We start from the raw sequence: 22284 nt of genomic DNA, 5'->3' as shown, positions 1-22284 counted from the left end.
AGGTGTGGAACCTTGGATAAAAAAGAGTTATTTGATACTGTCATAAACCTGGAGGAACAAATCGGTTCGCTGTATCGTCAGCTGGGTGACTTAAAGCAGCATATCGGCGAAATGATTGAAGAGAATCACCATCTTCAGCTTGAAAATAAGCATTTGCGTAAGCGGCTTGATGACACGACAGAGCAAATTGAGAAATTCAAAGCCGATCAGAAAGAAACAAAAACACAGAAGGCAGAGCAGAGTGATATAGGAGAAGGGTACGACAATCTGGCCCGGCTGTATCAAGAAGGCTTTCATATTTGCAACGTCCATTATGGGAGCGTCCGCAAGGGAGATTGCCTTTTTTGTCTGTCCTTCTTAAATAAAAAATAAGGAAAAGGCTTCCGCTGATGTCGGAAGCCTTTTTCAAAGAGTGCCGAAAGGAATAAGATTATGGTTTCATTACGTGATGATGAAAGATTGGATTACTTATTAGCAGAGGATATGAAAATAGTACAGAGTCCGACGGTTTTCGCTTTTTCATTAGATGCCGTGCTGCTGTCTAAGTTTGCATACGTTCCGATTCAAAAGGGGAACATCGTTGATTTATGCACGGGGAACGGCATTGTGCCGCTTTTGCTCAGCACAAGGTCAAAAGCCGATATCACCGGGGTTGAAATTCAGGAACGCTTGTATGATATGGCGCTCCGAAGCGTGGAATACAACGGGCTGGGCGGTCAGATCAGTCTCATTCATGATGATCTGAAAAATATGCCGGAAAGACTCGGACATAATAAATATGATGTTGTCACCTGCAATCCGCCTTATTTTAAAACACCGAAAGAAGCGGAGCAGAACCTGAACGAGCATCTCAGAATCGCAAGGCACGAAATCCTTTGCACGCTTGAAGATGTGATTTCCGTCAGCAGCAAACTGCTGAAGCAAGGCGGAAAAGCGGCTCTCGTTCATCGGCCGGGGAGGCTTTTGGAAATCTTTGAATTAATGAAAGCGTACCGAATAGAACCGAAACGGGTTCAGTTTATTTATCCGAAACAAGGTAAAGAAGCGAATACCATTTTGGTTGAAGGAATTAAAGGCGGCCGCCCTGATCTCAAAATTCTTCCCCCGCTGTTCGTATACAATGAACAAAATGAATATACGAAAGAGATCCGCACGATTTTATATGGAGACAAATAGTCATTTCTTTTATGTGCTGCTGTGCAATGACAACAGTCTGTATGCCGGTTATACAAATGATCTGCAAAAACGGCTGAAAACCCACAATGAGGGAAAGGGCGCGAAGTACACAAGGGCGCGGAGGCCGGTTTCGTTATGCCATGCGGAATCATTTGAAACAAAACGGGAAGCGATGCAGGCGGAATACCGTTTTAAACAGCTGACCCGAAAGAAAAAAGAGCAATATATAGAAGAAAAACGACGCAGCAAGGAGGCTGTATATGTTAAGACGCCAGATGAGTTTTAACGGAAAATCTGAAATGGGAACTCTGTACCTTGTTCCTACACCAATCGGCAATTTGGAGGACATGACCTTTCGTGCAGTAGAGACGCTGAAATCGGCCGATGTCATAGCTGCCGAAGATACGAGACAGACGAAAAAGCTGTGCCATGTTTATGACATAGACACATCTCTCATCAGCTATCATGAACATAATAAAGAAAGCAGCGGCCATAAAATCATTGAATGGCTGAAAAGCGGAAAGAATGTGGCATTGGTCAGTGATGCCGGCATGCCGACAATTTCCGACCCGGGGGCTGAGATTGTGAGAGATTTCACCCAAATCGGCGGATATGTCGTTCCGCTTCCGGGTGCAAATGCGGCATTAACCGCGCTGACCGCATCAGGCATCACCCCGCAGCCGTTTTTCTTCTACGGATTTTTAAACAGACAGAAAAAAGAAAAGAAGAAAGAACTCGAACTCCTGAAAAAACGGCAGGAAACGATGATATTTTACGAAGCGCCGCACAGATTAAAAGAAACATTAACAGCAATGCATGACGTTTTGGGTAATCGAACCATCGCCGTCACGAGAGAATTAACGAAAAAGTACGAGGAATTCATCAGAGGAACCATCGCCGAGGTGATTGAATGGGCAAATGAAGATCAAATCCGCGGTGAGTTCTGTCTCGTTGTCGAAGGAAATCAAACCGCTGAACCGGATGAAGAGGAAAAGCCTTGGTGGACGGAGCTTTCTGAGAAAGAACATGTGGAGCATTACATAAATGAAGGATCTTCTTCCAAACAGGCCATAAAACAAACAGCGGTAGATCGGGACGTGCCGAAACGCGAGATTTATGACGCTTATCACATTCAATCATAAAAAAACCGTTCTTGTGTCGTAACAAGAACGGTTTTTGTATGAAATAGCTTATTTTTGGTTTTGAAGCTGGTTTTGAATTTCAGAGATGATTTGCTCAGCGCCTTCTTTGCTGAGTACCAATTTGCCGCCGGCAAGTTTAAGGTTATCATCAGAAACTTCACCAGTTACTTGGCAAGTCATGTTTGGTTTATATTTTTTAAGGATGATTTTTTCATCATCAACATAAATTTCAAGAGCGTCTTTTTCTGCGATGCCCAGTGTACGGCGAAGTTCGATAGGGATAACTACGCGTCCAAGTTCATCAACTTTACGTACGATACCAGTAGATTTCATTAACAGTCTCCTCCCGAGAGATAATTATTTGTAGTTTATATTTTTCTTCGTCATTATTCGACAAAATTCCTTACATTCCTAGCATAACAAGGTTTCCAATAATCGTCAATCTTTTTGTTTGCTATTGTTTGTAAGAATTAGTTCTTATAGTAAGTAAAGCCTTGGAAATCCTGAAATAACAGGCTTTTTAACTGCTTTTTCGAACCTATTATCCTACTGAAAATCCTTTTAAATCAAGACTTTCGAACCAAGATGTTTTATATTAGTAGATTATATACGACAAATTTCGACATGTTAAGACTTTTTTTAATTTCAATAAAAATTTTTAATTTTATTTACTCTTTTACGCGCAGTACGTATATATCCTTGATCTTAAAGGCTAAGATGGTATCATAGATAGAGGACAAATATCAATATTGTATATCAAATAAAACCGCTCTCGTCCTTTGGGCGTGAGCTTTTCGACATTCTGAATGGGAGGTTGCAACATGCCGCAAGACAATAATACTTTTTATATTACAACCCCGATATATTATCCGAGCGGAAAATTACATATCGGCCATGCTTATACTACCGTGGCCGGCGATGCGATGGCGCGTTACAAAAGATTAAAAGGATTTGACGTACGCTATTTAACCGGAACGGATGAGCACGGACAGAAAATCCAGCAGAAAGCGGAGGAAGAGAATATCACGCCTCAAGCTTATGTGGATCGCGCAGTTGCTGAAATCCAAAAACTATGGAAGCAGCTCGACATTTCTCACGATGATTTCATCCGGACGACGGAAAGCCGGCACAAAGAAATTATCGAGAAAGTGTTTCAAAAACTTCTTGATAATGGTGACATTTACCTGGATGAGTATGAGGGCTGGTACAGCATCCCTGATGAAACATTCTATACGGAAACACAGCTGGTGGATGTGGAACGAAATGAGAAGGGTGAGGTTGTCGGCGGAAAAAGCCCTGACAGCGGACACCCGGTCGAATTAATCAAAGAGGAGTCATACTTCTTCCGCATGAGCAAATACGCAGACCGCCTGCTGAAGTTTTATGAGGAAAATCCTTCTTTCATTCAGCCTGAATCACGCAAAAATGAAATGATTAACAACTTCATTAAACCGGGGCTTGAAGATTTGGCCGTTTCCAGAACGACGTTCGACTGGGGCGTAAAAGTACCGGGAAATCCGAAGCATGTCGTGTATGTATGGATTGACGCACTGTTCAACTATATTACAGCGCTCGGTTACGATACGGAAAATGATGAGCTTTACAAAAAGTACTGGCCGGCTGACGTCCATCTTGTCGGTAAAGAAATTGTCCGTTTTCATACCATTTACTGGCCGATTATGCTGATGGCGCTTGATCTCCCGCTGCCTAAGCAAGTATTCGCGCATGGCTGGTTATTGATGAAAGACGGAAAAATGTCGAAATCAAAAGGAAATGTCGTTGATCCGGTAACGTTAATTGAACGCTACGGCTTGGATGAACTTCGCTATTACCTGCTTCGCGAAGTACCGTTCGGTTCAGACGGTGTCTTTACGCCGGAAGGTTTCGTAGAACGGATTAATTATGACTTGGCGAACGACTTAGGAAACCTTCTGAATCGTACAGTCGCAATGATCCAAAAATATTTTGACAGTGAGATTGGTTCATATGAAGGAAATGTGACAGATTTTGATTCGGAGCTTTCTTCTGTAGCCGGTGAAACGGTTAAAGCTTATGAAAAGGCAATGGAAAACATGGAGTTTTCAGTCGCTTTATCAACGCTATGGCAATTAATCAGCCGTACGAACAAATATATTGATGAAACTGCTCCGTGGGTGCTTGCTAAAGATCAGGAAAAAGAAAAAGAATTACGTTCTGTCATGTATCATTTAGCTGAATCATTACGTATCTCAGCCGTATTGCTCCAGCCTTTCTTGACACAAACGCCTGAAAAAATGTTTGCCCAGCTAGGAGTTGAGGATCAGTCTCTTAAAGCATGGGACAGCATTCAGACATTCGGCCAATTGAAGAACACGAAAGTGAAAAAAGGGGAACCGCTTTTCCCTCGTCTTGAAGCTGAAGAAGAAGTAGCTTACATCAAGCAAAAAATGCAAGGAACTGCTCCTGCTAAAGAAGAAAAGGCGGAAGAGCCGCAAGAGGCAGAGCGTCTTCCTGAAATTACGTTTGATCAATTTATGGATACAGAACTTCGCGTCGCAGAAGTCTTGTCCGCAGAGCCGGTGAAAAAAGCAGATCGGCTGCTGAAATTGCAAATTGATCTGGGCTTTGAACAGCGCCAAGTTGTATCAGGTATCGCGAAGCATTATACACCGGATCAGCTTGTGGGAATGAAGATCATTTGTGTAACGAATCTAAAACCGGTAAAACTGAGAGGCGAGCTTTCTCAAGGAATGATACTGGCAGGAGAATCGGACGGCGTTCTCAAAGTAGTAGCTGTCGACCAGTCATTACCGAAAGGCACTCGAATTAAATAAATAGATGCAAAAGGTGTTTCACGTGTAACATTCCGTCGAACACCTTTTGTTTTTCAACAAGAAAGGAGTTTTTATGATGCTTTTTGATACACATGCGCACTTAAATGCCGAGCAATTTGACACAGACTTAGAGGAAGTCATTGCGCGTGCAAAGGCTGAAAAAGTTGAACGAATCGTCGTTGTCGGATTCGACAAGCCCACTATCACGCGTGCGATGGAGCTGATTGAGGAATATGACTTTATATACGCTGCGATCGGCTGGCATCCGGTAGATGCAATTGACATGACAGAGGAAGATTTATCATGGATTAAGGAACTGTCCTCTCACGAAAAAGTCGTGGCAATCGGAGAGATGGGCCTTGATTACCACTGGGATAAATCACCAAAAGGCGTTCAGAAAGAAGTATTCCGGAAACAAATCGCTCTCGCCAAAGAAGTGAACCTTCCAATTATCATTCATAATCGTGATGCAACGGAAGATGTTGTCACGATTTTGAAAGAAGAGGGGGCGGAAGAAGTCGGCGGCATTATGCACTGCTTTACGGGGAGCGCGGAGGTTGCGCGGCAGTGTATGGATATGAATTTTTATATTTCATTCGGCGGACCGGTTACCTTCAAAAATGCGAAGAAACCAAAAGAAGTGGCAAAGGAAATTCCGAATGACCGTTTGCTGATTGAAACGGACTGTCCTTTCCTGACACCGCATCCTTTCCGCGGTAAACGAAATGAGCCAAGCTATGTAAAATATGTTGCTGAACAGCTCGCTGCATTAAAAGGGCTGACATATGAAGAAATTGCCTCAATTACAACCGAAAACGCTAAAAGACTTTTCCGCATAAACTGACAGAATGCGCTGTCGTAACGTGTAAAGGCTTGTCCGATTCAGTGGATATGTAAAACCGTTCTACAAGCTTCCTTCTCCTCATAAGATAGGTTGTCGATATGTCTCTCTTCCTTTTTTTGCTTTGTTTTTGCATAATGAGGGATACGCTGAAGGTTTTTCATCTTCGAGATGGGAGGGTTGACAGCATTTTAGATACTCTATATAATCTCTCCGAGGAGAAGGAGGCGTTTTTCATCACACAAAAAATGAAAAAACTGTTTTCCGTAAAGCTTGGTAAAAGCAAGGTTATTCTTATTGCAGCTATTATTCTGCTGGGCGGAACCGGGACTGCATACGGGGCACATGAGCTCTCAAAACAATCAGTTTCTGTTTCCATCAACGGCAAGAAAAAGCAAATACGCACTCATGCAAAAACGGTTGGGGAACTTCTGGAAGATTTACATATAGAGACGAGAAATGAAGACCGGATTACCCCGTCTAAGCAGACAGCATTGGCAGACAACATGAATGTCGTGTATGAAGCTGCAAAGCAGATCCGTGTGACAAGAGGCGGAGAAGAAAAGACTTTATGGTCAACGGCAAAAACAGTCGGCGCATTTCTGAACGAACAGCATACACCTGTGAATCAGCACGATAAAATAGATCCAGCAGCAGATACGAAAGTGACAAACGGCATGAAAGTCACGGTCGACCCGGCTTTTCAGGTCACTGTAAATGATGCGGGAAAGAAAAAGAAAATATGGACGACTTCGACTACGGTCGCTGACTTTTTAACGCAGCATAAGATGGACATGAAAGACGAAGATAAAGTAAAACCGGCATTACACGAAAAGCTCACAAAAAATCAGGCCGGCATACAAATCACTCGTATCGAAAAAGTCACCGATGTAGTTGAGGAAAAATTAGCGTATCAAGTGAAAGAAAAAGAAGATGCGTCTCTCGACAGCGGGAAAGAAAAGATCGTTCAAAAAGGAAAAGAAGGCAAACTTAAAAAGCATTTTCATGTTGTCAAAGAAAATGGAAAAGAAGTTTCAAGAAAGCTTGTTAAAGAAGAAACATCTGAAAAAAGCAAAGATCAGATCATTGCGGTCGGCACAAAGCGGCACAGTCCCAAGATTGAGCAGCTCAGTGCACCTGTGAAGGCATCTTCGGGCGAAACCGGATCTTCCGGTAAAGTGATTACCGTGTCTTCCACGGCTTATACCGCAAGCTGCAGCGGCTGTTCCGGCCATACGGCTACAGGCGTTAACCTGACAAGCAATCCGAATGCCAAAGTCATTGCGGTAGACCCAAGCGTCATCCCGCTCGGCACAAGAGTCCACGTAGACGGATACGGGGATGCCGTGGCCGCTGATACGGGCTCAGCCATTAAAGGAAGACGGATTGATGTCTTTTTCCCTGAAAAATCTTCGGCTTACCGCTGGGGAAAGAAACAGGTCAAAATAAAAATTTTAAATTAATTCCGATTCACTCAGAGGGTTTTGCGCCCTCTGTTTTTTTCGTTATAATAGGTAAAGTGTATTTTCAGTATATTAGACGTGACATGCAAGCAAAGGTTTCGTTTTGGATATAAAAAGTTTTTTTTGGAGGAAGTAATGAAAATTAAAGAAATTATTGTAGTCGAGGGACGCGATGACACTGCGCGCATAAAACTTGCCGTTGATGCGGATACGATTGAGACAAACGGTTCCGCAATCGGAGACGAAGTCATCAGGCAGATTCGGCTGGCGCAGGAAACGAGAGGGGTCATCGTGCTGACGGACCCGGATTTTCCGGGGGAAAAGATCCGGAAAACCATTTCTGAAGCAGTACCCGGCTGTAAACACGCATTTCTGCCCAAACATCTTGCCAAACCGAAAAACAAGCGCGGCATTGGCGTTGAGCACGCATCCATTGAAAGCATCAGAGCATGTCTGGAAAATGTGCATGAAGAGATGGATGCAAAGCCGAGTGAGATTTCAGCTGAAGATGTCATACAGGCCGGTCTGATCGGCGGACCGGCTGCCAAAAGACGCCGCGAACGATTGGGCGACCTGCTGAAGATCGGCTATACAAACGGCAAGCAGCTTCAAAAACGGCTGCAAATGTTTCAAATCAAAAGAAGTGATTTTATTGATGCGCTCGATGCTATGAGGCAGGAGGAACAGGATGAACAATAAAGATATCGCGACACCTATCAGAACGAAGGAAATTCTGAAAAAGTACGGTTTCTCTTTTAAAAAGAGTCTGGGACAGAATTTCTTAATTGATACAAATATATTGGACAGAATTGTGGACCATGCGGAAATTACGGATCGGACCGGAGTCATTGAAATCGGGCCCGGAATCGGCGCGCTGACAGAGCAGCTTGCCAAACGGGCGAAAAAGGTCGTCGCGTTTGAAATTGATCAGCGCCTGCTGCCCATTCTCAATGATACGCTGTCTCCGTATGACAATGTAACGATCATTCATCAAGATGTGCTGAAAGCAGACGTCAAATCCGTCATTGAAGAGCAGTTTCAGGATTGTGATGAAATTATGGTGACGGCGAATCTACCATATTATGTGACGACGCCGATCATCATGAAGCTATTGGAAGAACATCTTCCGTTAAAAGGAATTGTCGTGATGCTGCAAAAAGAGGTCGCTGAGCGGATGGCCGCTGATCCTTCCTCTAAGGAGTACGGATCGCTTTCCATTGCGGTTCAGTTCTATACGGAGGCCAAAACCGTCATGACCGTCCCGAAAACGGTGTTTGTGCCTCAGCCTAATGTCGATTCAGCCGTCATCCGTCTCTTGCTTCGTGACGGCCCGGCGGTTGACGTCGATAATGAACCGTTTTTCTTCCAGCTGATTAAAGCAAGCTTCGCACAGCGCCGGAAAACCTTGCTGAACAACCTTGTGAACAATCTTCCGGGCGGAAAAGAGAAAAAAGCTCAAATTGAAGAAGTTCTTCAAGAAACGAATATTGACGGAAAGCGGCGCGGTGAATCCCTGTCCATAGAAGAATTCGCGCTCCTGTCCAACGGATTGCATAAAGCCCTTTTCTAAGAGGGCTTTTTGTTTTGCGTCACCACTTGGACTGCCGCTACATAGGCTAGAGGAGAACCTTATTCATTCAACTGCAAGAAAAGCTTGAAACATCAAGCGCCGCAGCGGAAAGAGGTGTATTTGCCAAGACTTCTTTCATGATGAGGCTTAGTCTATTTGTGGAGTGGGTAACGTGCAATTTCAAATAGGAGATATGGTAGCCAGGAAATCCTATCAAATGGATGTTTTATTTCGCATTATCGGTATAGAGCAAACAAGCAATGGGAATTCAATTGCCATCCTGCATGGTGACGAAGTCAGATTGATTGCGGATGCTGATTTTTCTGATTTGGAGCCTGTCAGAAAAGACGAACAGGCCATGAGAAAGAAAAGAGATGAAAGCAGGATGAATGAATCTCTCGAGCTGCTCCGCCAGGATTATAAGCTGCTTCGGGAAAAACAGGAATATTATGCGACAAATCAATATCAGCATCAGGAGCACTACTTTCATATGCCCGGAAAGGTATTGCATCTGGACGGCGATGAGGCCTATTTGAAAAAGTGCCTGAACTTTTATGAAAAAATCGGTGTGCCGGTATACGGAATTCATTGCCATGAGAAAAAAATGCCGGCATCAATTGACGAGCTGCTTGATAAATACAGGCCGGATATTTTAGTCATCACCGGCCATGATGCATATTCCAAGCATAAGGGAGGCGTGAACGATTTAAGCGCCTACAGGCATTCCAAACACTTTGTCGAAACCGTTCAAAGAGCGAGGCGTAAAGTACCTCATTTGGATCAGCTGGTCATATTCGCGGGGGCGTGCCAATCTCATTTCGAGTCTTTAATCAGGGCAGGCGCGAATTTTGCAAGTTCGCCGTCACGCGTCAATATCCATGCGCTTGACCCGGTATATATTGTCGCGAAAATCAGCTTCACCCCGTTTATGGAGCGGATCAATGTATGGGATGTCCTGAGAAATACGCTGACGAGAGAGAAAGGGCTGGGAGGAATTGAAACGAAGGGTGTGCTGCGTGTCGGTATGCCGTATAAATCAAATGGATGAGTGATAAAACCCGCATATATTTCGCTATGCGGGTTAATTATTTTACATATTGATACATAAATTTCCGGAACTTGTGAAAAATAACGCAGAAATCAATAGAATTTTGTCAAAATAATTTTGTTGACAATGACTTATTAACGTTGATATAATTTAAATTTTATTTGACAAAATTGGGCTCTTGTTGTACAATAAATGTAGTGAGGTGGATGCAATGGCGAAGACGTTGTCCGATATAAAAAGATCGCTTGATGGGAATTTAGGTAAACGGCTTACGTTAAAAGCAAACGGCGGCCGCCGAAAAACGATTGAGCGTTCGGGCATTTTAGCTGAGACGTACCCTTCTGTTTTTGTGATACAACTAGATCAAGACGAGAATTCGTTTGAAAGAGTTTCTTACAGTTATGCTGATATTCTGACTGAGACTGTTGAATTGACATTCAATGACGATGCGGCAAGCTCAGTAGCATTTTAATGGGCAGTGAACCTTTTGTTTACTGCTTTTTGTTTTGCCTTCTAAAGCTCTTCTAATTATTCCCTCGAAAGTTTCAGCCGATTAAACGGAAGCTATAAGTGTCACATGTTTTATCGTGGCGTGCACGAATGGTGATCAATTCTATAAAAGGGGTTGTTTCGTTTGGGCAGACGTCGTGGAGTTATGTCAGATGAGTTCAAATATGAGCTGGCGAAGGACCTTGGTTTTTACGATACGGTGAAAAACGAGGGCTGGGGAGGCATTCGGGCGCGTGACGCCGGGAATATGGTAAAGCGCGCGATTGAGATTGCCGAACAGCAGATGGCGGCTCAGAACCAAAATAACCGATAATGCAGTGGCCCGGGGGACAATCCGTTCCCCGGTTTTTTCTATCGGCTGTCAAAACCGGCGTCAATTTCGGATAAGTACCTCCGGGTCTCCAAATGTGATACAATGTTCATACTTATGTTTAGATGGAGAAGTAGGTGAAAGCTATGCGTATTTTAGAAAAAGCGCCGGCCAAAATCAATCTGTCCCTCGATGTGACGAGTAAACGCCCGGATGGTTATCACGAAGTGGAGATGATCATGACGACAATTGATTTGGCAGATCGGATTGAACTGACAGAACTGCCCGAAAACGTTATCAGAGTGGCGTCGCATAATCGCTTTGTTCCGGATGATCAAAGGAATCTGGCTTATCAGGCAGCCAAACTGCTTAAAGAACGGTTTCAAGTCAAAAAAGGCGTTTCCATTATGATTACAAAAGTGATCCCTGTTGCGGCAGGCCTTGCCGGCGGAAGCAGCGATGCGGCAGCCACGCTCAGAGGGCTGAACAGGCTTTGGGATTTAAAGCTTTCTGTCGAAGAGCTCGCGGAGCTTGGAGCTGAAATCGGTTCAGACGTGTCCTTCTGTGTATACGGAGGCACTGCCTTGGCAACCGGACGCGGTGAGAAGATCAGGCACATTAGTGCTCCGCCTCATTGCTGGGTCGTGCTCGCCAAACCGACGATCGGGGTATCGACTGCCGAAGTGTACCGCCGGCTGAACTTACAGCAGGTTCGGCATCCTGATGTGCAGGCGATGATTGACGCGATTGAAGAAAAAAGCTTCCAAAAGGTATGCGGACAATTAGGAAACGTATTGGAGTCGGTTACGCTCAGCCTCCATCCCGAGGTGGCGATGATTAAAAATCAAATGAAACGCTTCGGCGCTGATGCGGTGTTAATGAGCGGAAGCGGACCGACTGTATTCGGTTTGGTTCAATACGAATCGAAGGTGCAGCGGATTTATAACGGGTTAAGAGGTTTCTGTGATCAAGTGTACGCGGTGCGGATGATCGGCGAACAGAATGCTCTTGATTAAATCCGTATGTTAAGTTATATTATTTTTAAATTATTCGGATTTTGGGGGTAAGTTCATGAAGTTTCGTCGCAGCGGCAGATTGGTGGACTTAACAAATTATTTGTTAACCCATCCGCATGAATTAATACCGTTAACATTTTTCTCAGAACGGTATCAATCAGCAAAGTCATCAATCAGTGAAGATTTAACGATTATTAAACAGACCTTTGAACAGCAAGGCATTGGGACGCTGCTTACAGTGCCGGGAGCTGCCGGAGGCGTCAAATACATTCCGAAAGTGAAACAGGCTGAAGCAGAAGCGTTTATACAGGAGCTGGGACAGTCTTTAGTAAATCCTGAGCGTATCCTTCCGGGCGGTTATGTATATTTAACGGATATCTTAGGAAAACCATCTGTCCTCTCTCATGTAGGCAGGCTTTTTGCTTCCGTTTTTGCGGAGCGGGAGATTGATGTGGTGATGACCGTTGCGACAAAAGGAATCCCTCTTGCTTACGCAGCGGCCAGTTATCTGAACGTTCCGGTTGTCATCGTGCGAAAGGACAACAAAGTGACGGAAGGCTCCACGGTGAGCATCAATTATGTATCAGGGTCATCTAACCGCATTCAAACGATGTCGCTTGCGAAAAGAAGTTTGGCTACGGGTTCGAACGTTTTGATTATTGACGACTTTATGAAAGCCGGCGGCACCATTAACGGCATGATCAGCCTGCTTGATGAGTTTAATGCAAACGTCGCGGGAATAGGCGTCTTGGTTGAAGCCGAGGGAGTGAATGAACGGCTTGTCGATGAATACATGTCACTGCTCACGCTTTCAACCATCAATATGAAAGACAAAACGATTGAGATTCAAAACGGCAATTTTCTGCGATTTTTTAAAGAACAGCATTTAAAGAATGGGGAGACAGAAAAATGACAAAAGCAATCCATACAAAACACGCGCCGGCAGCGATCGGGCCATATTCACAGGGAATCATCGTAAACAACATGTTTTACAGCTCAGGCCAGATTCCTCTTACTGCTGAAGGAGAAATGGTAAACGGTGATATCACAGAACAAACGCATCAGGTGTTCAGCAATTTAAAAGCTGTGCTGAAAGAAGCGGGCGCTTCGCTCGAGACGGTTGTAAAAGCAACGGTGTTTATTGCTGATATGGAGCAGTTTGCGGAAGTGAATGAAGTGTACGGACAATACTTTGATGTACATAAGCCGGCAAGGTCTTGTGTGGAAGTGGCGAGACTGCCGAAAGACGCTCTCGTGGAAATTGAAGTCATTGCGCTGGTGAAATCTTAAATCTCAGAAAAGTGGTTCCGGTCTCCGGGATCACTTTTTTTATGCAGTATATGATCCCCAAATATGGTTTATCACCTAATTGTGTATGTATATCCTATATTTTCAAAAAAACTTTTTGAAACGTGCAGGAATTTAAAAAGAATCGTGGAATTGTTAGACTAATGCTTTTATATAGGGAAAAGGTGGTGAACTACTGTGGAAGTTACTGACGTAAGATTACGCCGCGTGAATACCGATGGTCGCATGAGAGCGATTGCATCCATCACGCTGGATCACGAATTTGTCGTACATGATATTCGTGTGATTGATGGAAACAATGGTCTTTTCGTTGCGATGCCGAGTAAACGCACCCCTGATGGAGAATTCCGCGATATTGCTCATCCTATTAATTCCAGCACGCGGGGCAAGATCCAGGATGCTGTTTTAAATGAGTATCATCGTTTGGGTGACTCTGAAGCATTAGAATATGAAGAAGCCGGGGCTTCTTAAACATAACAAAATGTAAGGACTGCTGATAAAGGCTGACACAAGGCCTTTTCCGGCAGTCCTTTTTTAAATCTGATTTTTCAGTAATAAAGCGATTACATAGAAAATTCTTGCACTTTTTGATGTCTTCTTGAAATCAACAGCTATTTAGGATATATTTTTCTATGGATAAAAGGGATATTGGAGGCCATTAAATGGATAAGCGGTTTGCAGTGATTTTAGCTGCCGGAAAAGGAACGAGAATGAAATCGAAGCTTTACAAGGTCCTTCATCCGGTATGCGGAAAGCCTATGGTAGAGCACGTCGCAGACGAAGCTCTGAAATTATCTTTAGCGAAGCTTGTCACCATCGTAGGACACGGCGCCGAAGATGTGAAGAAGCAGCTCGGACAGAAAAGCGATTACGCTCTCCAAGCAGAACAGCTCGGTACGGCTCATGCGGTCAAGCAGGCAAAACCATTTCTTCACGGAGAAAAGGGTGTCACGATCGTTATTTGCGGCGATACACCGCTTCTGACGGCGGAGACGATGGAAGCCATGCTGAATGAACATACAGACAAAGGTGCAAAAGCCACGGTGTTAACGGCCGTTGCCGACGATCCCGCCGGATACGGAAGAATCATCCGCAGTGAAGACGGCGCCGTTCAAAAAATCGTGGAGCACAAGGATGCTTCGGAGCAAGAACGTCTTGTGAAAGAAATTAACACGGGAACGTACTGTTTTGATAACGAGGCTCTTTTTCGTGTCATCGAACAGGTTTCGAATGAAAATGCCCAAGGCGAGTATTATCTGCCGGATGTGATCGAAATCCTCAAAGACGAAGGCGAAACTGTTGCCGCTTACCAGACTGGTAACTTCCAAGAGACGCTCGGAGTGAATGATAGAGTCGCTCTTTCTCAGGCTGAAATGTATATGAAAGAGCGTATTAACAAACGGCATATGCAGAACGGAGTCACTTTAATCGATCCGATGAATACGTACATCTCACCTGACGCACGTATCGGACAAGATACAGTTATTTATCCCGGAACTGTGTTAAAGGGACAAGCTGAAATCAGCGATGAATGTGTCATCGGCCCTCACACTGAGATAGAGGACAGCTCAATCGGCAGCCGCACTGTGATTAAACAATCCGTTGTCAATCGCAGCAAAGTTGGGAATGATGTAAATATCGGTCCTTTTGCTCACATCAGACCCGATTCCGCAATCGGCAATGAAGTGAAGATCGGAAACTTTGTTGAAATCAAGAAAACACAATTCGGCGACCGAAGCAAAGCATCTCATTTAAGCTATATCGGTGATGCCGAAGTGGGCACGGATGTGAATCTGGGCTGCGGCTCCATCACGGTCAATTATGATGGGAAGAAAAAGTATTTAACCAAAATTGAAGACGGCGCCTTTATAGGCTGCAACTCCAATCTGGTCGCTCCTGTTACAGTGGGAGAAGGCGCGTACGTCGCTGCGGGTTCAACCGTAACTGAAGATGTGCCGGGCGAAGCGCTTGCCATTGCCAGAGCAAGACAAGTAAATAAAGAAGATTATGTGAAAAACATTCATAAAAAATAATCCTAAAATCGGAGGTTTACCATGTCTAACGAATACGGAGATAAGAATTTAAAGATTTTTTCTTTGAATTCAAATCCAGAACTTGCAAAAGAAATCGCGGATAATGTAGGGGTTCAATTAGGAAAGTGCTCTGTTACAAGATTCAGTGACGGAGAGGTCCAGATCAACATAGAAGAAAGTATTCGCGGCTGTGATTGCTATATCATTCAGTCTACAAGTGCGCCGGTTAATGAGCACATTATGGAATTGCTGATTATGGTTGACGCTTTAAAGCGCGCTTCCGCGAAAACAATCAACATTGTGATTCCGTACTACGGTTATGCGCGCCAGGACAGAAAAGCAAGATCACGTGAACCGATTACGGCAAAACTTTTTGCAAACCTGCTTGAAACAGCGGGTGCGACACGCGTGATCGCGCTTGATTTACACGCGCCGCAAATTCAAGGTTTCTTTGATATTCCGATTGACCACTTAATGGGTGTTCCGATTTTAGGCCATTACTTTGAAGGTAAAGACTTGAAAGATATCGTCATTGTTTCTCCTGACCACGGCGGTGTGACGCGCGCCCGCAAACTTGCGGACCGTCTGAAAGCGCCGATCGCGATTATCGACAAACGCCGTCCTAGACCGAATGAGGTAGAAGTGATGAACATCGTCGGTAACGTGGAAGGTAAAACAGCGATTCTGATCGATGATATTATTGATACGGCCGGCACAATCACACTTGCCGCTAACGCGCTGGTTGAAAACGGAGCTGCAGAAGTGTATGCATGCTGTACGCACCCTGTACTGTCAGGCCCTGCCGTTGAGCGGATCAATAACTCTAAAATCAAGGAGCTTGTCGTAACGAACAGCATTAAGCTTCCTGATGAGAAAAAAATCGACCGCTTTAAGCAGCTTTCTGTCGGACCGCTTCTGGCTGAAGCGATTATCCGCGTTCACGAGAAACAATCTGTCAGCTATTTATTCAGCTAAACCGAAACTTTAAGGTTTAAATCCCAGTTATTGTGGGTATTGTTCTAATAGGACGATAAAACGATAATTAGGATGGTGCTGAATATGGCAACTTTAAAAGCAAATGAAAGAACAGATTTTAAACGTTCGACGCTTCGGAAAATCCGTCATTCAGGACATGTTCCAGGGATTATATACGGTAAAGAAACAACGAATACGCCTGTCTCTTTAGACAGTGTCGAATTGCTTAAAACATTGCGGGACGAAGGAAAAAACACGATTATCACAATTGATGTCAACGGAAATCAGCAATCGGTTATGGTGACTGATCTTCAGACAGACCCGCTCAAAAACGAATTGACGCACGCCGATTTTCAAGTCGTGAATATGAGTGAGGAGCTGGAGGCCGAGGTGCCGATTCAGCTGACGGGAGAGGCGAAGGGAGTCAAAGACGGAGGCGTCATCCAGCAGCCGCTGCATGAGCTTTCGATTAAGGCCAGACCGAAGGACATCCCTCAGACAATCAATGTTGATATTTCAGGACTTGAGATGAATGATGTGCTGACCATCGCAGATCTGACTGCTGACGGCAATTATACATTTACAAACGACCCGGAAGAAGTCGTGGCTTCCATCCTTCCTCCTAAGCAGGAAGCATTCGAAGAAGATGCAGAACCGTCTCCTGGGGAAGAGCCCGAAGGAGAAAATCAATAAGCGCTTTAAGACGTAACCCGCCCGAGGTTACGTCTTTTGTGCTAGAATGAGAAGAATTACAGCGATGTTGAGGGAGGATTTACGATGCTTGTGATTGCCGGTCTCGGTAACCCCGGGAAAACCTACGAGAACACGAGACATAATGTCGGCTTTATGGCCATTGACGAGCTTTCTAAAGAATGGAATATTGAACTGAATAAAACGAAATTCAACGGACTTTACGGAATGGGGTTTGTTTCCGGAAAAAAAGTTCTACTTGTTAAACCGCTTACATATATGAATTTATCAGGGGAATGTTTGCGGCCGCTACTGGATTATTATGATGCCGATCATGAAGATCTGAAAGTCATATACGATGACCTTGATCTTCCGACGGGAAAAATCAGGCTCCGGACGAAGGGGAGCGCAGGCGGACATAACGGAATTAAATCGCTTATACAGCACCTCGGAACCCCCGAATTTGACCGGGTCAGAATCGGAATCGGCCGCCCCGCTGGCGGAATGAAAGTCGTTGACTATGTACTGGGAGCTTTTACGAAGGAAGAATTGCCGAATATCAATGATGCCGTCTCAAAAACCGTAAAAGCCTGCGAAGCTTCCTTAACGAAACCATTTTTAGAAGTCATGAACGAATTTAATGCAAATGTATAAGATAAATAATGGGAGACCATACTAGGGAAAAATGATTTTTTCACATCAGGAGGTCCAACGTATGGCTTTGCATTATTTCTGCCGCCACTGCGGCTTTAAGGTAGGGAGCCTGGAATATTCGACGGTGCCGACACAGTCACTTGGATTTCAGCACTTAACAAATGAGGAAAGAAACGATATGATTTCATATAAAGACAATGGAGATGTCCATGTTCTTACAATTTGTGAAGACTGCCAAGAGGCGCTGGAACGCAATCCGCACTACCATGAACACAACACATTTATTCAATAAGAAGCTTTGGTGTAGATTCTAGACCAAAGCGTTTTTCTGTTCTTGCAGAAAATAGAGAGGAGGGCCCATATGGACAACATTCAAACCTTTATTAAAGAAAGCGATGATTTTAAATCCATTGTCAACGGTTTACATGAGGGGCTGAAGGAACAGCTGCTTGCGGGTCTGTCAGGTTCCGCGCGTTCTGTTTTTACCTCTGCCCTTGCACAGGAAACGAAAAGGCCGATTTTCTTTATCACCCATAATTTATATCAGGCCCAAAAAGTGACGGAAGATCTGACGGCGCTTCTCGGGGATCAATCTGTTTTTTTATACCCCGTGAATGAATTGATTTCTTCAGAAATTGCGGTAGCGAGCCCTGAACTGCGCGCTCAGCGGCTTGATGTCATTAATAGATTAACAAACGGAGAAGCGCCGGTCGTTGTGGCGCCCGTTGCGGCAGTGAGAAGAATGCTTCCGCCGAAGGAGCTGTGGAAAAGCAGCCAGCTCGTCATTTCACTCGGAGACGAAATAGAACCGGATCAGCTGTCCGCGCGCCTTGTAGAGGTGGGGTATGAGCGTTCCGATATGGTTTCTGCACCCGGTGAATTCAGTATTCGCGGCGGAATTATCGACATTTATCCGCTGACGTCGGAGCATCCGGTGCGAATTGAACTGTTTGATACGGAGGTCGATTCCATCAGAAGCTTCAATTCTGATGACCAGAGATCAATTGAGACGCTCAAACATGTGGCGATCGGACCGGCGAAGGAATTGATCATCAGGGCGGAAGAAAAAGCCCGTGCGATGGAAAGGCTCGATAAAGGGCTTGCCGACAGTCTGAAAAAGCTGAAGCAGGACAAACAAAAGGAAATGCTTCATATCAATATCTCACATGATAAAGAACGGTTATCAACGGGACAGACTGATCAGGAACTTGTGAAGTATCTCTCGTACTTTTACGAAAAGCCTGCTAGTTTGCTAGATTATACACCGGCAGACACGTTGTTACTGTTAGACGAGGTCAGCCGCATTCATGAAATGGAGGATCAGCTGCAAAAAGAAGAGGCCGAATTTACGACAGGTCTGCTTGAGGAAGGGAAAATTCTGCACGACATTCATTTATCCTTCAGCTTTCAGGAGCTTATGAGTGAAAAGCGGCGCCCGGCTATTTATTATTCATTATTTTTGCGTCATGTCCAGCATACAAGCCCTCAGAATATCGTGAATGTGACAAGCAGGCAGATGCAGAGTTTTCACGGGCAGATGAATGTGCTCGCAGGTGAAATGGAGCGCTTTAAGAAATCAAACTTCACCGTCGTCTTTTTAGGCGCAAATAAGGACAGAACCGACAGATTGGCATCCGTGCTGGCTGATTACGAAATTGAAGCCGCAAAAACGGACAGCTCCAAAGCGCTTGTGCAAGGACAGGTCTATGTCATGGAAGGCGAGCTGCAATCCGGTTTTGAACTGCCGCTGATGAAGCTGGCCGTCATTACGGAGGAAGAGCTGTTCAAAAACCGAATTAAGAAAAAGCCGAGAAAGCAGAAGCTGACAAATGCCGAACGGATCAAAAGCTATTCCGAGCTTCAGGTCGGTGACTATGTCGTCCACGTCAACCACGGGATCGGTAAGTATTTGGGGATCGAAACACTAGAAATCAAAGGCATTCATAAAGATTACCTCAACATTCATTATCAGGGCAGCGATAAGCTGTACGTCCCTGTAGAACAAATCGACCAGGTGCAGAAGTACGTCGGCTCTGAAGGGAAAGAACCGAAGCTTTATAAACTGGGCGGCAGTGAATGGAAACGGGTGAAGAAAAAAGTTGAAAACTCCGTTCAGGATATTGCCGATGATCTGATTAAGCTTTATGCGGAACGGGAAGCAAGCAAAGGCTATGCGTTCTCGCCGGATCATGAAATGCAGCGGCAGTTCGAATCTGCTTTCCCTTATCAGGAAACAGAGGACCAGCTCCGTTCCATTCAGGAGATTAAAAAGGACATGGAAAGAGAGCGCCCGATGGACCGTTTGCTTTGCGGTGATGTCGGTTACGGGAAGACGGAGGTAGCCATCCGAGCGGCCTTTAAAGCGATCGCAGACGGAAAGCAGGTCGCGCTTCTTGTGCCGACGACAATACTCGCGCAGCAGCATTATGAAACCATTATGGAGCGTTTTCAGGACTATCCGATTAACATCGGTCTTCTCAGCCGATTCAGAACGAGAAAAGAATCCAATGAAACGATTAAAGGCCTGAAAAACGGAACGGTAGACATCGTAATCGGAACCCACAGGCTCTTATCTAAAGACGTCGTCTATAAAGATCTCGGCTTGCTCATCATTGATGAAGAGCAGCGCTTTGGCGTAACGCATAAGGAAAAAATCAAACAGATCAAAGCCAATGTCGATGTGCTGACTCTTACAGCGACGCCGATACCGCGTACGCTTCATATGTCCATGCTCGGTGTGCGGGACTTATCTGTTATTGAAACGCCGCCGGAAAACCGTTTCCCTGTTCAGACATATGTCGTGGAATACAACGGCGCGCTTGTGCGGGAAGCCATCGAAAGAGAACTGGCGCGCGGAGGACAGGTATATTTCTTGTACAACCGCGTGGATGACATCGAGCGGAAGGCTGATGAAATTTCCATGCTTGTTCCCGATGCGAAAGTGGCATATGCCCACGGAAAAATGACTGAAAATGAATTGGAAAGCGTCATGCTCAATTTTCTGGAAGGGGAATCAGACGTCCTTGTCAGCACGACTATTATTGAGACAGGCGTAGATATACCGAATGTCAATACCTTGATTGTGTTCGACGGAGACAAAATGGGGCTGTCTCAGCTGTATCAGCTGAGAGGACGGGTCGGCCGTTCCAACCGCGTCGCTTACGCGTATTTTACGTACCGCAGAGACAAAGTGCTCACTGAGGTGGCGGAAAAACGGCTGCAGGCGATTAAAGAATTTACCGAGCTGGGATCAGGCTTTAAAATCGCCATGCGTGACTTGACGATCAGGGGAGCAGGGAACCTTCTCGGCGCCCAGCAGCACGGCTTTATCGACTCAGTCGGTTTTGACCTGTACTCGCAAATGCTCAAGGAAGCGATTGAAGAGCGGAAAGGCGATATTCCGAAAAGCGAACAGTTTGAGACAGAAATCGATATCGAGCTAGACGCGTATATTCCTGAAAACTATATACAAGACGGCAAGCAAAAAATCGACATGTATAAACGCTTCCGGTCGATCGCCACAATTGAGGAGAAAAATGAGCTTCAAGATGAAATCATCGACAGGTTCGGCAGCTACCCTAAAGAGGTTGAATGGCTGTTTACGGTTGCTGAGATGAAGGTATACGGAAAATATGAACGCGTCGAACTCATCAAGCAGGATAAAGACGCGATCAGATTTACCATTTCTGAAGAGGCCAGCGCACAGATTGACGGCCAGAAATTGTTCGAACTCGGCAATAAATACGGCCGGCAGATCGGACTGGGAATGGAAGGGAAAAAGCTGAAAATCTCAGTACAGACGAAAGGCCGCAAAACGGAAGAGTGGCTGGAGACCGTGCTCGGCATGCTGAAAGGCCTTCAGGATGTGAAGAAAGAAACAATCCCGTCTTCATAAAAATTGTTACTCTCTGGTGTATATTACATTTGATGTGACGGATACTAATTTCAAGCGAGTGGCGGAAGCTACATAAAGTAAAGAGCTTTAGTACTTTCCCTTAAATATCATCACATGAAAGAGAGGCACCAGAGAGATGAAAGCTACAGGTATCGTACGTCGTATTGATGATCTAGGACGGGTCGTCATTCCTAAAGAAATTCGGAGAACACTGCGAATCAGGGAAGGAGACCCGCTTGAAATATTCGTTGACCGCGACGGAGAAGTTATATTGAAAAAATATTCTCCTATCAGTGAGCTTGGCGATTTTGCGAAGGAATATGCAGATGCTTTGTATGACAGTCTCGGCCATTCCGTCTTGATTTGCGACCGTGACGCGTATATTGCCGTTTCAGGCAGTTCGAAAAAAGAATTTCTGAACAAAGCCATCAGCGATTTGCTCGAAAAAACGATGGATCAGCGCAGCTCAGTGGTAGAAAACGACGTGAAGTCCGCGCAGCTTGTTAATGACATTGATGAAGATATGAGCTCCTATACCATAGCTCCGATCGTGGCAAATGGCGATCCTATCGGCGCCGTGGTCATCTTTTCCAAGGAACAGGCGCTTGGTGAAGTAGAACATAAAGCGGTAGAAACGGCAGCCAGTTTTTTGGCGAGACAAATGGAGCAGTAGGTCTTATTACCATTATTGAAATAAGAAAACGGAGAAAGAGCAGCTCTTATACAAGTGCTGTTCTTTTTCATATTCATATGTGCTCTCTATCGGTTCGGCCGTTAGGATTGTGATATAATAAGCTCGTTTTATAGACGTAATTTTCTAGCGGCTGGAAGGAGCTTTTG

Annotated in this window: 24 protein-coding genes; 23 read left to right on the top strand and 1 reads right to left on the bottom strand. The window is 44.9% G+C overall.

All coding sequences use genetic code 11. The annotated features are described in order from the left end of the window. Nucleotides 1-12 precede the first annotated feature (12 nt). Genes yabA through rsmI form a run of 4 tightly spaced genes read left to right on the top strand, consistent with a single transcriptional unit; the run spans nt 13 to nt 2318 of the window. Nucleotides 13-372 carry a replication initiation-control protein YabA gene (gene yabA / locus CXL14_RS03180; protein ID WP_004264720.1) on the top strand — a complete coding sequence of 120 codons (360 nt, stop codon included), beginning with the start codon at nt 13-15 and terminating at the stop codon, nt 370-372. A gap of 60 nt (nt 373-432) precedes the next feature. Then, nucleotides 433-1176, top strand: coding sequence for a tRNA1(Val) (adenine(37)-N6)-methyltransferase (locus CXL14_RS03175; protein WP_004264717.1), 744 nt, complete (start codon nt 433-435; stop codon nt 1174-1176). Further along, the gene (locus CXL14_RS03170) at nt 1163-1462 is read left to right on the top strand and encodes a GIY-YIG nuclease family protein (RefSeq protein ID WP_007409921.1); all 300 of its coding nucleotides are present in this window, start codon (nt 1163-1165) and stop codon (nt 1460-1462) included. Before CXL14_RS03175 ends, CXL14_RS03170 begins: the two co-directional genes overlap by 14 nt. Continuing rightward, complete coding sequence (rsmI, locus tag CXL14_RS03165; RefSeq protein ID WP_014416718.1) at nt 1437-2318, top strand: 16S rRNA (cytidine(1402)-2'-O)-methyltransferase; 882 nt, start codon at nt 1437-1439, stop codon at nt 2316-2318. Before CXL14_RS03170 ends, rsmI begins: the two co-directional genes overlap by 26 nt. Before the next feature lie 48 nt (nt 2319-2366). On the opposite strand, the gene abrB is transcribed toward rsmI, so the two are convergent. Continuing rightward, on the bottom strand, nt 2367-2657 hold the full coding sequence (abrB, locus tag CXL14_RS03160) for a transition state genes transcriptional regulator AbrB (protein ID WP_169510469.1): 291 nt from the start codon (nt 2655-2657) through the stop codon (nt 2367-2369). Nucleotides 2658-3139: 482 nt separating this feature from the next. Here abrB and metG point away from each other — a divergent pair, with 482 nt between their 5' ends. The 19 genes from metG to spoVT all read left to right on the top strand — a co-directional run bounded on the left by metG (nt 3140) and on the right by spoVT (nt 22117). Next, a complete protein-coding gene (gene metG, locus CXL14_RS03155) occupies nt 3140-5131 on the top strand; it encodes a methionine--tRNA ligase (protein WP_014416719.1) in 1992 nt (663 codons plus the stop codon). A gap of 76 nt (nt 5132-5207) precedes the next feature. Further along, on the top strand, nt 5208-5975 hold the full coding sequence (locus tag CXL14_RS03150; RefSeq protein WP_032864028.1) for a TatD family hydrolase: 768 nt from the start codon (nt 5208-5210) through the stop codon (nt 5973-5975). A gap of 134 nt (nt 5976-6109) precedes the next feature. After that, nucleotides 6110-7435, top strand: coding sequence for a resuscitation-promoting factor (locus CXL14_RS03145; protein WP_014720609.1), 1326 nt, complete (start codon nt 6110-6112; stop codon nt 7433-7435). Nucleotides 7436-7570: 135 nt separating this feature from the next. Beyond that, nucleotides 7571-8134: a ribonuclease M5 gene (gene rnmV, locus CXL14_RS03140; RefSeq protein WP_014416722.1), complete on the top strand. Its 564-nt coding sequence runs from the start codon at nt 7571-7573 to the stop codon at nt 8132-8134. Then, nucleotides 8124-9005 (top strand): 16S rRNA (adenine(1518)-N(6)/adenine(1519)-N(6))-dimethyltransferase RsmA, encoded by an 882-nt coding sequence (gene rsmA / locus CXL14_RS03135; protein WP_004264694.1) that lies wholly within the window; start codon nt 8124-8126, stop codon nt 9003-9005. The genes rnmV and rsmA overlap by 11 nt, the downstream gene beginning before the upstream one ends. 172 nt (nt 9006-9177) lie before the next feature. Then, entirely contained in the window at nt 9178-10053 is an 876-nt protein-coding gene (gene yabG / locus CXL14_RS03130; protein WP_004264691.1) for a sporulation peptidase YabG, read from the top strand. A 211-nt stretch (nt 10054-10264) separates the two neighbouring features. Further along, a complete protein-coding gene (gene veg / locus CXL14_RS03125; protein ID WP_003218330.1) occupies nt 10265-10525 on the top strand; it encodes a biofilm formation stimulator Veg in 261 nt (86 codons plus the stop codon). Nucleotides 10526-10687: 162 nt separating this feature from the next. Next, entirely contained in the window at nt 10688-10876 is a 189-nt protein-coding gene (locus tag CXL14_RS03120) for a small, acid-soluble spore protein, alpha/beta type (protein WP_011996172.1), read from the top strand. Between the two features lie 143 nt (nt 10877-11019). Then, the gene (gene ispE / locus CXL14_RS03115; protein WP_007409927.1) at nt 11020-11889 is read left to right on the top strand and encodes a 4-(cytidine 5'-diphospho)-2-C-methyl-D-erythritol kinase; all 870 of its coding nucleotides are present in this window, start codon (nt 11020-11022) and stop codon (nt 11887-11889) included. 55 nt (nt 11890-11944) lie between these two features. Next, the gene (gene purR, locus CXL14_RS03110; protein ID WP_004264666.1) at nt 11945-12802 is read left to right on the top strand and encodes a pur operon repressor; all 858 of its coding nucleotides are present in this window, start codon (nt 11945-11947) and stop codon (nt 12800-12802) included. After that, a complete protein-coding gene (ridA, locus tag CXL14_RS03105; RefSeq protein WP_004264663.1) occupies nt 12799-13179 on the top strand; it encodes a 2-iminobutanoate/2-iminopropanoate deaminase in 381 nt (126 codons plus the stop codon). Before purR ends, ridA begins: the two co-directional genes overlap by 4 nt. 195 nt (nt 13180-13374) lie before the next feature. Then, nucleotides 13375-13668 (top strand): septation regulator SpoVG, encoded by a 294-nt coding sequence (gene spoVG / locus CXL14_RS03100; protein ID WP_004264660.1) that lies wholly within the window; start codon nt 13375-13377, stop codon nt 13666-13668. A gap of 191 nt (nt 13669-13859) precedes the next feature. Continuing rightward, nucleotides 13860-15230: a bifunctional UDP-N-acetylglucosamine diphosphorylase/glucosamine-1-phosphate N-acetyltransferase GlmU gene (glmU, locus tag CXL14_RS03095; RefSeq protein WP_014416723.1), complete on the top strand. Its 1371-nt coding sequence runs from the start codon at nt 13860-13862 to the stop codon at nt 15228-15230. Between the two features lie 21 nt (nt 15231-15251). Further along, nucleotides 15252-16205: a ribose-phosphate diphosphokinase gene (locus tag CXL14_RS03090; protein ID WP_004264656.1), complete on the top strand. Its 954-nt coding sequence runs from the start codon at nt 15252-15254 to the stop codon at nt 16203-16205. A gap of 84 nt (nt 16206-16289) precedes the next feature. Beyond that, complete coding sequence (locus CXL14_RS03085; RefSeq protein WP_014416724.1) at nt 16290-16898, top strand: 50S ribosomal protein L25/general stress protein Ctc; 609 nt, start codon at nt 16290-16292, stop codon at nt 16896-16898. Between the two features lie 84 nt (nt 16899-16982). Beyond that, the gene (gene pth, locus CXL14_RS03080) at nt 16983-17549 is read left to right on the top strand and encodes an aminoacyl-tRNA hydrolase (RefSeq protein ID WP_014416725.1); all 567 of its coding nucleotides are present in this window, start codon (nt 16983-16985) and stop codon (nt 17547-17549) included. A gap of 61 nt (nt 17550-17610) precedes the next feature. Continuing rightward, nucleotides 17611-17841: an anti-sigma-F factor Fin gene (locus tag CXL14_RS03075; RefSeq protein ID WP_004264650.1), complete on the top strand. Its 231-nt coding sequence runs from the start codon at nt 17611-17613 to the stop codon at nt 17839-17841. A 69-nt stretch (nt 17842-17910) separates the two neighbouring features. Next, nucleotides 17911-21444, top strand: coding sequence for a transcription-repair coupling factor (gene mfd, locus CXL14_RS03070; RefSeq protein ID WP_014416726.1), 3534 nt, complete (start codon nt 17911-17913; stop codon nt 21442-21444). Nucleotides 21445-21580: 136 nt separating this feature from the next. Then, nucleotides 21581-22117 (top strand): stage V sporulation protein T, encoded by a 537-nt coding sequence (gene spoVT, locus CXL14_RS03065; protein ID WP_004264646.1) that lies wholly within the window; start codon nt 21581-21583, stop codon nt 22115-22117. The last annotated feature ends 167 nt before the right edge of the window (nt 22118-22284 follow it).

The organism is Bacillus sp. SJ-10 (assembly GCF_002843505.1).
GTDB classification, from domain to species: Bacteria; Bacillota; Bacilli; order Bacillales; family Bacillaceae; genus Bacillus; species Bacillus velezensis.
This window is presented reverse-complemented; position numbering and strand designations above follow the sequence as displayed.

Bases quoted from the DNA above. Each gene is read 5' to 3' on its own strand.
- CXL14_RS03085 (WP_014416724.1), top strand. From the start codon at position 16,290: ATGGCAACTTTAAAAGCAAATGAAAGAACAGATTTTAAACGTTCGACG.
- spoVT (WP_004264646.1), top strand. From the start codon at position 21,581: ATGAAAGCTACAGGTATCGTACGTCGTATTGATGATCTAGGACGGGTC.
- metG (WP_014416719.1), top strand. From the start codon at position 3,140: ATGCCGCAAGACAATAATACTTTTTATATTACAACCCCGATATATTAT.
- CXL14_RS03150 (WP_032864028.1), top strand. From the start codon at position 5,208: ATGCTTTTTGATACACATGCGCACTTAAATGCCGAGCAATTTGACACA.
- ispE (WP_007409927.1), top strand. From the start codon at position 11,020: ATGCGTATTTTAGAAAAAGCGCCGGCCAAAATCAATCTGTCCCTCGAT.
- glmU (WP_014416723.1), top strand. From the start codon at position 13,860: ATGGATAAGCGGTTTGCAGTGATTTTAGCTGCCGGAAAAGGAACGAGA.
- pth (WP_014416725.1), top strand. From the start codon at position 16,983: ATGCTTGTGATTGCCGGTCTCGGTAACCCCGGGAAAACCTACGAGAAC.
- CXL14_RS03175 (WP_004264717.1), top strand. From the start codon at position 433: ATGGTTTCATTACGTGATGATGAAAGATTGGATTACTTATTAGCAGAG.
- ridA (WP_004264663.1), top strand. From the start codon at position 12,799: ATGACAAAAGCAATCCATACAAAACACGCGCCGGCAGCGATCGGGCCA.
- veg (WP_003218330.1), top strand. From the start codon at position 10,265: ATGGCGAAGACGTTGTCCGATATAAAAAGATCGCTTGATGGGAATTTA.
- CXL14_RS03090 (WP_004264656.1), top strand. From the start codon at position 15,252: ATGTCTAACGAATACGGAGATAAGAATTTAAAGATTTTTTCTTTGAAT.
- CXL14_RS03145 (WP_014720609.1), top strand. From the start codon at position 6,110: ATGAGGGATACGCTGAAGGTTTTTCATCTTCGAGATGGGAGGGTTGAC.
- mfd (WP_014416726.1), top strand. From the start codon at position 17,911: ATGGACAACATTCAAACCTTTATTAAAGAAAGCGATGATTTTAAATCC.
- rnmV (WP_014416722.1), top strand. From the start codon at position 7,571: ATGAAAATTAAAGAAATTATTGTAGTCGAGGGACGCGATGACACTGCG.
- CXL14_RS03170 (WP_007409921.1), top strand. From the start codon at position 1,163: ATGGAGACAAATAGTCATTTCTTTTATGTGCTGCTGTGCAATGACAAC.
- rsmA (WP_004264694.1), top strand. From the start codon at position 8,124: ATGAACAATAAAGATATCGCGACACCTATCAGAACGAAGGAAATTCTG.
- purR (WP_004264666.1), top strand. From the start codon at position 11,945: ATGAAGTTTCGTCGCAGCGGCAGATTGGTGGACTTAACAAATTATTTG.
- CXL14_RS03075 (WP_004264650.1), top strand. From the start codon at position 17,611: ATGGCTTTGCATTATTTCTGCCGCCACTGCGGCTTTAAGGTAGGGAGC.
- rsmI (WP_014416718.1), top strand. From the start codon at position 1,437: ATGTTAAGACGCCAGATGAGTTTTAACGGAAAATCTGAAATGGGAACT.